At 65.4% G+C, this 520-nt stretch carries 2 pseudogenes; both read right to left on the reverse strand.

Annotation, left to right across the window (positions count from 1 at the left end):
- Positions 1-219, reverse strand: a pseudogene (locus FK530_RS25500) (50S ribosomal protein L7/L12); the annotation flags it as partial.
- Between the two features lie 84 nt (positions 220-303).
- Positions 304-520 (reverse strand): annotated as a pseudogene (locus FK530_RS25505) (50S ribosomal protein L10); the annotation flags it as partial.

Here is a 520-nt window from a genome sequence, read left to right on the forward strand (position 1 = left end):
GATCTTCTTGTCGCCGGAGGACTCGAGGACGACCTCGAACTCGGACTTCTCCTCGGCCGCATCGGCCTCGGCAGCGGGGGCGGCGGCGACGGCCACGGCGGCGGGGGCCGCAGCGGTGACGTCGAAGACCTCCTCGAACTGCTTGACGAAGTCGGACAGCTCGATGAGCGTCATTTCCTTGAAAGCTTCGATGAGCTCGTCAGCGGAGAGCTTGGCCATGATTGGCATTCCTTCCTATTGGCCTGCTACGCGAGCAGATGGGGTGATGATGTCCGCGCACCGGGGTGTGCGGGGCCTGTCGCGTCAGGCCGCCTGCTCCTGCTTGTCGCGGAGGGCATCGATGGTGCGCACCGTCTTGGACGGCAGCGCATTGAACATGTACGCAGCCTGGGAGATCTTCGCCTTGAGGACCCCTGCGGCCTTGGCCAGCAGGACTTCCCGGGACTCCAGATCAGCCAGCTTGGTGACACCCTCGGCGGACAGCGGTGCGCCGTCCATGGCGCCGGACTTCAGCACCAGT

Source organism: Tsukamurella conjunctivitidis (assembly GCF_007858475.1).
Classification (GTDB): Bacteria; Actinomycetota; Actinomycetes; order Mycobacteriales; family Mycobacteriaceae; genus Tsukamurella; species Tsukamurella conjunctivitidis.